Source organism: Paenibacillus sp. P22 (assembly GCF_000469945.2).
GTDB classification, from domain to species: Bacteria; Bacillota; Bacilli; order Paenibacillales; family Paenibacillaceae; genus Paenibacillus_O; species Paenibacillus_O humicus.
On record NZ_CBRA020000144.1, the window covers coordinates 1 to 10,256 of the forward strand.

Below are 10,256 nucleotides of genomic sequence, written 5' to 3' on the forward strand. Positions count from 1 at the left end.
CGGCGGCGCGCCTCCGGCTGCCCGAGCCGGAGATCGGCAGCCGCGGCCAGCTGCTGGAATGGTCGGAGGAATACGGGGAGCCCGAGCCCGGCCACCGGCATATCTCCCATCTGTTCGCGCTGCATCCCGGCGAGCAGATTACGCCGGAGCGGACGCCGCAGCTGGCTGAGGCCGCGCGGACGACATTGGAAAGCCGGCTTGCCCATGGGGGCGGCCATACCGGCTGGAGCCGGGCGTGGATTCTCAACTTCTGGGCCCGGCTGGGCGAAGGCGGCGAGGCGCATGAGCATCTGATGGAGCTGCTGCGCCATGCGGTCCATCCCAATCTGTTCGGCGATCACCCGCCGTTCCAGATCGACGCCAACTTCGGCGGCACGGCCGGCGTCGCCGAGATGCTGCTGCAGTCGCATGGAGGCGAGCTGAAGCTGCTGCCGGCGCTGCCGCCGGAGTGGCCGGAGGGACGAGTGACGGGACTGCGCGCCAGAGGCGGAGCGGAATGCGATCTGTCGTGGGCGGGAGGAAGGCTGACCGAGGCCGAGCTGCGCTTCACGCACGGCGGAAGCTTCTTCATCCGGCATGGCGGGGAGCTGGCGGCTGTGGACGGCGCCGGCCTGCCCAAGAAATTCATTTTCGAGGACGGGCGGTACCGGTTCGATGCCAGGGCGGGGGACGTGCTCAGGCTTTCGGCCGTCCGGGCATGAGAGGGCAACAGCTGAAGTGAGCTTGGGCGGCCGGCTGCCGAGAGCGGGACTCGACCGCCGGAGCGGTGCAGCCGGTCTCGGCGGCGGAACCCAAGCCTATATCGGCTTCGTACCGTACGGACGGAGCCAGGACGAAGGAGACCAGGACATGAACGATACCTACACGGGGGCTGTGCCTTCGAAGCATCAGCTGATTTGGCAGGATATGGAGATGGGGATGTTCGTCCACTTCGGCATGAATACATTTTGCGACCAGGAATGGGGAGAAGGCGGGGATTCGGCTCTTCTGTTCCATCCCGAGCAGCTCGATGCCAGGCAATGGGCGCGCGAAGCGCGGCAAGCGGGAATGAACTATCTTATTCTCACCGCCAAGCATCATGACGGCTTCTGCCTTTGGCCGAGCGCCCAGACCGATTATTCCGTCGCCTCCAGCCCCTGGAAGAACGGCCAGGGAGATGTCGTGCGGGAATGCGCGGACGCATGCCGCGAGGAGGGTATCGGCTTCGGGCTCTATTTGTCCCCATGGGACCGGCACGAGCCGAGATATGCGGACAAGGAAGCCTACGACGATTTCTACTGCGCCCAGCTGACGGAGCTGCTCACCGGCTACGGCGATCTGATGGAAGTATGGTTCGACGGCGCGGGCTCGGAGGGACGCGTCTATGACTGGCCGCGCATCATCGAGCTCGTCCGCCGGCATCAGCCCGGCGCGATGGTGTTCAACATGGGCGAGCCGACGATCCGCTGGGTCGGCAACGAGGACGGCGTCGCGCCATATCCTTGCTGGAATACGGCCGAGTCGGCTCCTCTCAGCATGTTTGCCGCGGAGAGCGCGACCTGGCTGCCGTCCACGCCCAAGTGGGTGCCGGCCGAATGCGACGTGCCGATCCGCCGCCATCAATGGTTCTGGCACCCGGATTCCGAAGACCGCCTGCACGATCTCGACCATCTGATGGATATCTACTACCGCTCCGTCGGCCATGGCTGCAACCTGCTGCTGAATCTATCGCCGGACCGAAGGGGATTGCTGCCGGAGCTCGATGCGGCCCGCCTCCAGGAGCTTGGCGCCGAGATCCGCCGCAGGCTGGGAACGCCGGCGGCCGAGACATCCGGCGAAGGCAGCGAGCTGACGCTGGAGCTCGACGCTCCGACGGCGATCGGCCATCTCGTCCTCATGGAGGATATCTCCCGGGGCGAGCGCATCCGCGAGTACGCGGCCGACATCCGGATCGGCGGCGAGTGGCGCGAGCTGACATCGGGCTTCTCGGTAGGCCACAAGCGGATCGAGCCGCTGACTCCGGTCACCGCGGAAGCGGTGCGGCTGAGAGTGTTGAAAAGCGAAGGCGAGCCGTTGATCCGCTCGCTCCAGGCTTACGCTGCCGTCTGACGCAGCGGACTGCTTGTGGCTGAGCCTATGCCGTCTGACACAGGCTGCTGTCCGCAGGTACCGCTGCTGGCGGAAGCAGCAGGCTTTTTTTAGCTTGATAAGCCGATGGCAGCATCCTGCATTCAATCGGAGAGCAGGGGGTCAAGACCTGCCGGCCGAAGCTGCGCCTGACGACCAACGTACCGGGATCGACGGCTCCCGGTACGTTCCTTTCCAATCTGCCGCCATATTCGACAAAGTGGTGATCCTGTGACATCTTTGGCAATCCTGCTCGTAACCGCATCGGGTCTGGCCCATTCGGTGTGGAATCTCCTGGCCAAAAAAAGCCGGGACAAAGCCGTCTTTCTCTGGCTCATCTTCAGCTTTACGACCATTCCCCTGCTGCCCTACCTCGTCTGGGAGCTCATCCATGCCGACGGGGGCCGGGTGACGCTGGTCCTGTCCTTCGCCTTTCAGGCCGCGTACGGCCTGCTCCTCTCCCTCAGCTATAGGGAAGGGGACATGTCGCAGGTCTATCCCATCATGAGAGGAACCGGCATGTTCCTCGTACCGCTGCTGGGGATGCTGATCTGGCATGAATCGCTCAGCGTCTGGGGCTGGCTGGCGCTGCTCATCATGCTGCTCTGCTTCTTTTCGCTCAGCGGCTGGCCGGCTCCCGGCAAGCGGGTCGCCATGCGTCCCGTCCTGCTGGCGCTCGGCGTCGGCCTGTGCACGGCCGGCTACGTCACGATGGACAAGTTCAATCTGCAGCATCTGTCCGCATTGTCGCTGCTGGCGCTCGGCAATCTCGGCGTCATGGCCGCCCTCACTCCTGCCGCGCTGCGCAAAGGCAAGCTGCGCGCAGAGTGGACCGGACGCTGGAAGCAAACGCTGGCCGGCGCCGTGCTGAGCCCGGGCTCCTATCTGCTGTTCCTGCTTGCGATTCCTTACGCACCGATCGGACTCATTTCGCCGATTCGCGAATGCGGAACCGTCTTCGCCGCCATCTTCGGCGTGCTTCTGCTCAAGGAAAGCCAAGCTTCCGCCGGATCGTGTCATCTGCGGTCATGGCGGCGGCGATCGTGACCGTGGCATTGTGGGGCTGAGGCGCAGCCGTTTTGAATAAGGGCAGCCCCTAATGGGCGCCATGAAAAAAAAGGCGATTTCCCCGCAGGCCGCTGCCTGGAGGAAATCGCCTTTTTCATTTGAACCATCCCTTCTCCTTGAACCTGGAGATGGCCTCGATCCGGTTGCTGACGCCGAGCTTGTCGAGAATGACGGAGATGTAGTTGCGCACCGTGCCGCTGGAGAGGAAGAGCTCCTTGGCGATGTCCTTGGTGTTCTTCCCGACGGCGACGAGCTCCATCACTTCGCGTTCGCGTTCGGTGAGGGGATTCTCTTCCACGTTGTACACCTCGTCGACCAGCTCGGGAGCATACAGCCGCCTGCCGGTCATGACGCTGCGGATGGAGTCGGCGAGCTCGTCGCTGGAGCTGTCCTTGAGCAGATAGCCCTGGACGCCCGCCTTGAGCGCTCGTTCAAAAAATCCCGAACGGGCGAAGGTGGTCAGAATGATCACCTTGCAGCCGTCGCCCTTAAGCAGCTCGGCCGCCTCGAGCCCGTTCATGACGGGCATCTCGATATCCATGATGCAGACGTCGGGCTTGTGCTGGCGCACCAGCTCGACCGCGATCTGGCCGTTGCCGGCCTGGCCGACGACCTGCATGTCTTCCTCGAGGTCGATCAGCGACCCCAGCGCGCCGAGCAGCAGCCGCTGATCCTCGGCGATGACGATCCGTATCATCCTTCCACCTCCTTCTCCACCCGGCTGACGTTATGGGGAACGGTCATCGTAATTTCCGTCCCCGGCGCGCCGGATATTTCCAACGTTCCGTTGAGGAATTCCAGCCGCTCCTTCATTCCTTGCAGTCCATTGCCGCGCTCGAGCTTCCGCACATTCCGGATCCCGCTGCCGTCATCCTTGACCTTGACGATGAGCAGCTCCGGAAGCTGGGTGATGGAGAGGGAGCAGGAGGCGGCGTTGCTGTGCTTGACGACATTGGTGACAGCTTCCTTGATGCACATGCTGAGCACGTTCTCCGTCAGCCTCGACGTATGAGCCAAGCGGGGGTCTCCCTCCATCTCGAAGGAAATCTCCGCCGCGCCGAGAATCTGGCGCACCCGCTGGATCTCGTCCTCCAGCCGCGCGCCGCGCATATGGGAGACCATCTCCCTGACTTCCTGCAGGGCGATCCGCGCCGTCTGATGCACGTCGGCCATTTCGCCGCGCGCCCGCTCCGGGTCCTTGTCCAGCAGCTTGCCGGCGAGATCGCTTTTGAGGCGGATCAGAGACAGCTGCTGGCCGAGCGTGTCGTGCAGGTCGAGCGCGATGCGCTGCCTCTCCTCGTGCACGAGCAGATCCGCGATCCGGCGGTTGGCGTCCTCCAGCTGCCCCTGCAGCTTGACCTGCTTGAGCGTATTGTAGCGGTTGAACGGAAGCACCGCCACGCCGATCAGGCAAACAAGGACAAAGGGCCACTGGGAGATGAAAAATTCGTTGCCGATCGCGAATCCCGCATAGACAGCTCCGAGCGTGACGACCAGGTGGACGATATACAGGCTGAGAAAACCCGCCCAGCTTCTCGTATTGCCGATGAATACGGCGAGAAAGAAGCTGAAGTACGGGTAATGAAAGTAGATCGTCATCGCAGCCGACACGGCCATCTGGATGGAGATGCCCGTATAGAGCTTCCAGCCTCTGTCGGAAGAGGTCAGCCGGAAGCACAGGAAGAACAGAGCGACGAGAAACCCGCCGAACAGCATATGACCGGTCTCCGGGAACCGGAAGATGAAATAGAAAGGCAAGATGATGAATGCCAGCCATACATATAAGCTGAATCCCGTGCTGCGGGGAAAGATCCGGTACCATTTCTGCATCGATGCCGCTCCTTGCTTGAAATGCTGATGCTACCAGTGTAGCATAACGGGCTTATTCTCCGCTGGTTCCGGTCCTTGCTTTGACTGGCGCCGCAGCAACGCGGGCGACGGGGAAGGGGCGGAGCTCCGCCTGATGCTTGCCCTCGATTCCGGCATCCGGCCGCTGCGCGATCAGCCGCTTGCCGTCCCGGAAGGAGACGAAGCTTCTGTTCACGTCGTCCCAGAGGTTGAAGCGCAGCGACTTCAGGCTGGTGCGGAGCGTGATGGTCGTCGCATGCTGCAGCGACGGAGCCGCTTCATGGGCGCCTTGGAGGCGGTAGTTCGGAATCCGCGGGCTGAGATGATGGACATGGTGGAAGCCGATGTTGCCGGTCAGCCACTGCAGCCAGGCCGGAAGCTTGTAGTACGAGCTGCCGTCGACGGCAGCCTTGAGGTATTCCCATTCCGGATCATGCTCGAAGTAGGAGTCCTCGAACTGATGCTGCACATAGAACAGCCAGATGCCGGCGGCGCCGGAGATCCAGAAGATCGGCAGCTGCACGAGCAGGAACGACTGCCAGCCGGCTGCCCAGGCGAGCAGCGCGTAGAGGACGACGATGCCGGCATTGGTCGCGTACGTGTTCAGCCGCTCCTTGCGGCGCGCGCCCTTCTCGTTGAAGCGGTAGGCGAAGAGGATCAGGACGATCGGACCGAGTCCGAACAGCACGAGCGGATTGCGGTAGATCCGGTAGCTCAGCTTGCGCCATCGGGATGCCTCGGCATACTCCTGCACGGTCAGGATCCACATATCGCCGATGCCGCGCTTCTCGAGATTGCCGCTGCCCGCATGGTGGATATTGTGGGCATGTTTCCATTGTTCATACGGGAACATGGTCAGAACGCCGAGCAGATACCCCAGCAGATTGTTGGCGCGCTTGCTTTTGAAAAACGATCCGTGGCAGCAGTCATGGAAGATGATGAAGCTGCGGATGACGAAGCCGGCGGCGGCGGCACTGAACAGCAGCGTCAGCGCATAGGAGACGTTCAAGCTGAGATAGGCGGCGTACCAGAGCAAGGCCAAAGGGGGCAGCGTGTTGAGCAGCTGCCAGACGCTGGCGGCGGAATCCGATTTTTCATAGGGCGCTATCATTTGGCGCAGTTGTTTTAGTGGAGACATCCCGAAACCTCCTGAATGTGGCTGAAGTGGCGCAGTCTTGGAGATTCCATTATACCCGCTGCGGCAATGGGCTTAGCAGTCACAGGCGTAATGACAGAGGGTGACATTTGTCATGGTTCCGCCCAGATATTTCAAGCCGCGGGGGTCGAGGGTGAGGATCGAATGGTTGAACGGACATGCTTGCCTGGTGTAGCCTTGAAGAAGAAATGCGGCGGGCTTCCGAAGCTTGCAGCGGGGAGAGATGGAGATGTCGTTATTCGATAGAATGAAGCAGGGAGCCGCGGAAGCGGCCAAGGCGGCTCAGCAGACGATGGAGATCGCCAGGCTGAAATCGCTGATCGTCCTGAAGCAGCGGGACATCGGCAAGCAGAAAAAAGCGATCGGAGACGCGGTCTACGAAGCTTATCTCAGAGAGGATATCGCCTCCTCGCATGATTCGGCGTTCCGCTTGTGCCAAGGCATCGTGACGGCGGAGCATGACATCGCCGAGCTGCAGGAGAAGATCCGCGTGCTGAAGACGGTCAAAGCCTGCCCGTCCTGCGGACGCGAGGTGGAGCTCGGAGCTGGCGTCTGCACCGGCTGCGGGCATGTCTTCCCCCAGGTAGCCGCCGCGGAATCCCTTCAGCTCGAGGGCGAGGTCCGGGTGCTGTGCGGCAGCTGCAGGACCGAGAACGCGCTCGACGCCCGCCGCTGCGCTTCCTGCGGGAAGGAGCTGGGCTCATGGGCTTAGCGCAGAGGCTGCAGATGAGGATGCGATGGGACCCGGAGCATGCGCTCGCCAATAGCAAGACAGGGCCGGGCGTGGTCCGGAGCCACCATATTCGGGAGAAGAGGTCGATAGGATGAATCCGGTTTCCTTGCCCCGATATGAATGCCCTTACCGGCAATTCAAAACGCAGCATGACGGCGTAGAAAGGGCCAATGGCGATCCTCTCCGCGTCCGGATGCCGAAAGAAGACTGGGGAGACGGACGGGCCAATGGCGATCCTCTCCGCGTCCGGATGCCGAAAGCCGACTGGGGAGACGGATGTGCCAATGGCGATCCGCTCCGCAACGCAATGCCGCAGGCCGACTGGTCCGGAGTTCCGTCTGTCCGGCTCCGCGACACGGTAACGGGAGGGACCGTCCGGGAGATGACATCGGTGCAGGCTTGCTGGAACGATCTGGGTCTGCTCGTGCGTTTCGCTTGCGAGGATTCCTATATCCTCTCCGATTTTACCCGGCGGGACGAGCCTCTATACGAGCAGGACGTCGTGGAGCTGTTCATCGATGAAGAAGGCGATGGCAGACAGTACATGGAGCTGGAGGTCAGCCCGCGGGGAATCGTCTTTGACGCGCGGATCTCCAATGATGGCAGCGGCAAGCCGCAAGGGATTCAAGCCGACACCGGCTGGGATGCGGACGGCCTCGCCGTGAAGGTAGAGACGCCCGCGGCGGGGAACAGGGCGTACGAGCTGTTTTTGCCCGCTGCCGAATTCCGCTCCCCGCTCCGCAAAGGCTTGAAGTGGAGAGTCAACGCCTACCGGATCGACCATGCGCCCGGAAGAGATCCCGAGCTGCAGGCGTGGAGCCCGACAGGCAAGCCGTGGTTCCATGTGCCGGAACGGTTCGGGCAGTTTGTCCTTGGAGAGTGACGCTGTCCATTCAGCCGATTAGTTTGTTTGCGACCGCTTGGCCTGCTTTGGCCAGGCGGTCTTTTTGCCGATCGGGGAAGGCGAAGGCGATTGAAAAAGGAAAATTCAGGGTATGCTATCAGCGTTGGATACGGCATGGACAGCGGTTTTTTCGACAAAAGAAAGGCCTTGAACAACAATGTTTCTCTAGGCCCACTGGAGCCGGAGCGCGTATTATGGTCGTATCGCGAGGAGAGGGGCAAAACCATTCGTGTCTACCGAACAGCAGTATGCCGACATCCGCAAGGGAGAAAGGGGCGCTTGGGTCAGCATCGCCGCGTATCTCGTTCTGTCCGCCGCCAAGATCGTCGCCGGATACTACTTCGCGTCGAAGGCGCTCTCCGCGGACGGCTACAACAACCTGACCGATATCGTGGCTTCCTTCGCCGTGCTGATCGGCCTGCGGATCTCGCAGAAGCCGCCGGACAAGGACCATCCCTACGGCCACTTCCGGGCGGAGACGATCGCCTCGCTGATCGCTTCCTTCATCATGGCGACGGTGGGCCTGCAGGTGCTGATCAATTCGGTCAAGTCCTTGTTCCGAAGCGCAGGAGAGCCGCCTAATGCCCTGTCGGCCGCAGTAGCCGTCGCGTCCGCCGTCATCATGTACGGCGTCTACATCTACAACCGCAGGCTGTCCCGGCAAATCAACAGCAGCGCCTTGAACGCGGCGGCGAAGGACAATCTGTCCGATGCCCTCGTCAGCATCGGCGCCGCCGTCGGCATCGGAGGAGCGGCGCTGGGCTGGGCATGGCTCGACCCTCTGGCGGCGATCGCCGTCGGCGTCATCATCTGCAAGACGGCATGGGAGATCTTTTACAGCTCGACGCATGCCCTTACGGACGGCTTCGACGACAGCGAGCTGCTGACGCTCCGGTCCTCGATCGAGAAGGTGGACGGCGTGAAGTCGATCAAGGATCTCAAGGCCCGCGTGCATGGCAGCCATGTGCTGGTCGATGTCATCGTGCTGGTGGATTCCCGGCTTACGCTGGTGGAAAGCCATCGGATCAGCGACGAGATCGAGACTCGGATGGAGCGCAAGCACAATATCATGAGCGTTCATGTGCATGTCGAGCCTTACGAGCCGGCATGAACGGCTTAGGCACGGCAAGGATAGACCCCTGAGGAACGGTTCCTCGAGGGTCTATTTTTGTTTGGGGAGGGTATAGAGCGGGCTTTGGGCTGGGCCTGATTGTGCCCGTCCTTCTTACGCTGGCGAAGCTGTTACTATAGGTTTTCATGCCGGGAATAGGGGAGGGCGGCCATGCCCGGAATAGGGAATGGAATGGAGCTTCGTGGAGCGGGTTGACATGCCGGAATTAAGGTCTGAGGTGGGGCCTATTGAGCGTGGAGAGGACTGATGTGCGGAAAGAAGGACCGAACGGGCCTTAATTGCATGAGGACTAGCATACCGAAAAACAGGACCGAAATAGGTCTCATCCGCCGTGTGCGGGAGCTGGACAAGCTATTTTTGGGAACAAGGTACGATGTTCCTTTTGCGGACAAGATTCTACAATAGATGGCAGAGGCAGCTAAAGTTCCTCCCTTCATTTGCCGATAGATCAGATACGGGTTTGTCTATTTTTGCTGTACTGCAGCTGGCGTGCTGGTTGGCCGGCTGCTGCAATCTGCTTGGATGATTGGCGAGGCCGGGTCCTGATTAGACAATCGACATTGGACAAATGAAGGGAGTCGTGATCGACGCATGAACAAATCATTGGCAGCCGCCGTTTTGGCCGCAAGCTTGACGCTGGGACTTGCCGCCGCTCCGCCCGCCGTATCGGCGGCGACGCAGAAAGCCCAGACGCAGGGCAACGTGAACCTGCGCGCCGAACCGGCTACAGCCGGGAAGGTTCTCCGCACTCTGCCGAAGGGGGAGCAGATATCCGTCCTGCAGCGAGTGGACAACTACTGGCTCAAGGTGCAGGACAAGTCCGGCACGATCGGTTATGTGTCCGCTTCCAGCTCCTACATTACGATGCTGGACGCCGCGGCTGCCGAAGCTGCAACCGAAGCTTCCGCCGGCAAGCCGGCCGCATCTGCAGCGGGCAGCAAATTCTCGAGCAATGCGAAAGCCGCTTCGACGGTAGCTCTGCGTGTCGGCCCATCACAGCGAGTGCCTTGGTCAGGTATTTGAAAAAGGACGAGCTGATCGAGGTCAAATCGATTCCAAGCTCGTACTGGTATCAGATCGTGGATGCCAGCGGCAAGACGGGCTACGTAAGTTCGGATGCCAAATACATAACCGTAACAGGAACGCTGCCTGGCGCTAAGAGCGGCAGCACCGCCTCCGGAACGGGCGGCAGCACCGCCGCCGGAACGGGCGGCAGCACCGCCGCCGGAACGGGMRGCRGCAGCMGGGTTACGCTCAATCCGGCTTCCCATATCGATTTTTTCGGCATGTTCCTGATCCTGATCGCGGG

The 10,256-nt window shown here is 61.5% G+C and carries 11 protein-coding genes; 8 read left to right on the forward strand and 3 right to left on the reverse strand.

Annotation, left to right across the window (positions count from 1 at the left end; translation table 11 throughout):
* The 3 genes from BN871_RS28570 to BN871_RS19010 form a co-directional block, all read left to right on the forward strand.
* On the forward strand, positions 1-701 hold a 701-nt coding region (locus BN871_RS28570; protein WP_048748365.1), incomplete at its 5' end, for a glycosyl hydrolase family 95 catalytic domain-containing protein.
* Positions 702-849: 148 nt separating this feature from the next.
* Positions 850-2,088 carry an alpha-L-fucosidase gene (locus tag BN871_RS19005; RefSeq protein ID WP_048748371.1) on the forward strand — a complete coding sequence of 413 codons (1,239 nt, stop codon included), beginning with the start codon at positions 850-852 and terminating at the stop codon, positions 2,086-2,088.
* A 249-nt stretch (positions 2,089-2,337) separates the two neighbouring features.
* On the forward strand, positions 2,338-3,153 hold the full coding sequence (locus tag BN871_RS19010; protein ID WP_232313190.1) for a DMT family transporter: 816 nt from the start codon (positions 2,338-2,340) through the stop codon (positions 3,151-3,153).
* A 115-nt stretch (positions 3,154-3,268) separates the two neighbouring features.
* Here the strand turns inward: BN871_RS19010 and BN871_RS19015 are convergent, their stop codons facing one another.
* The 3 genes from BN871_RS19015 to BN871_RS19025 are packed head-to-tail and all read right to left on the reverse strand — an operon-like array spanning position 3,269 to position 6,160.
* Complete coding sequence (locus BN871_RS19015) at positions 3,269-3,871, reverse strand: response regulator transcription factor (protein ID WP_021880936.1); 603 nt, start codon at positions 3,869-3,871, stop codon at positions 3,269-3,271.
* Positions 3,868-5,004, reverse strand: coding sequence for a sensor histidine kinase (locus tag BN871_RS19020; protein WP_021880937.1), 1,137 nt, complete (start codon positions 5,002-5,004; stop codon positions 3,868-3,870). Before BN871_RS19020 ends, BN871_RS19015 begins: the two co-directional genes overlap by 4 nt.
* 52 nt (positions 5,005-5,056) lie before the next feature.
* Positions 5,057-6,160 (reverse strand): fatty acid desaturase, encoded by a 1,104-nt coding sequence (locus BN871_RS19025; RefSeq protein ID WP_048748366.1) that lies wholly within the window; start codon positions 6,158-6,160, stop codon positions 5,057-5,059.
* A 247-nt stretch (positions 6,161-6,407) separates the two neighbouring features.
* Here BN871_RS19025 and BN871_RS19035 point away from each other — a divergent pair, with 247 nt between their 5' ends.
* From BN871_RS19035 to BN871_RS19055, 5 genes are all read left to right on the forward strand, one after another.
* Positions 6,408-6,890, forward strand: coding sequence for a zinc ribbon domain-containing protein (locus tag BN871_RS19035; RefSeq protein ID WP_198158069.1), 483 nt, complete (start codon positions 6,408-6,410; stop codon positions 6,888-6,890).
* Positions 6,891-7,002: 112 nt separating this feature from the next.
* Positions 7,003-7,794, forward strand: coding sequence for a carbohydrate-binding family 9-like protein (locus BN871_RS19040; RefSeq protein ID WP_053087014.1), 792 nt, complete (start codon positions 7,003-7,005; stop codon positions 7,792-7,794).
* Between the two features lie 250 nt (positions 7,795-8,044).
* Positions 8,045-8,926, forward strand: a complete 882-nt coding sequence (locus BN871_RS19045; RefSeq protein WP_048748369.1) for a cation diffusion facilitator family transporter — start codon at positions 8,045-8,047, stop codon at positions 8,924-8,926.
* A gap of 612 nt (positions 8,927-9,538) precedes the next feature.
* Positions 9,539-9,970 (forward strand): SH3 domain-containing protein, encoded by a 432-nt coding sequence (locus BN871_RS19050; protein ID WP_021880946.1) that lies wholly within the window; start codon positions 9,539-9,541, stop codon positions 9,968-9,970.
* Positions 9,955-10,256: SH3 domain-containing protein (locus BN871_RS19055; RefSeq protein WP_198158070.1), on the forward strand; the 302-nt coding region annotated here is incomplete at its 3' end. The genes BN871_RS19050 and BN871_RS19055, both read left to right, overlap by 16 nt.

What these genes read in the sequence shown, in the direction of transcription:
- BN871_RS19005 (WP_048748371.1), top strand. Translation starts at nt 850, where the DNA reads ATGAACGATACCTACACGGGGGCTGTGCCTTCGAAGCATCAGCTGATT.
- BN871_RS19015 (WP_021880936.1), bottom strand. Translation starts at nt 3,871, where the DNA reads ATGATACGGATCGTCATCGCCGAGGATCAGCGGCTGCTGCTCGGCGCG.
- BN871_RS19020 (WP_021880937.1), bottom strand. Translation starts at nt 5,004, where the DNA reads ATGCAGAAATGGTACCGGATCTTTCCCCGCAGCACGGGATTCAGCTTA.
- BN871_RS19025 (WP_048748366.1), bottom strand. Translation starts at nt 6,160, where the DNA reads ATGTCTCCACTAAAACAACTGCGCCAAATGATAGCGCCCTATGAAAAA.
- BN871_RS19035 (WP_198158069.1), top strand. Translation starts at nt 6,408, where the DNA reads ATGTCGTTATTCGATAGAATGAAGCAGGGAGCCGCGGAAGCGGCCAAG.
- BN871_RS19040 (WP_053087014.1), top strand. Translation starts at nt 7,003, where the DNA reads ATGAATCCGGTTTCCTTGCCCCGATATGAATGCCCTTACCGGCAATTC.
- BN871_RS19050 (WP_021880946.1), top strand. Translation starts at nt 9,539, where the DNA reads ATGAACAAATCATTGGCAGCCGCCGTTTTGGCCGCAAGCTTGACGCTG.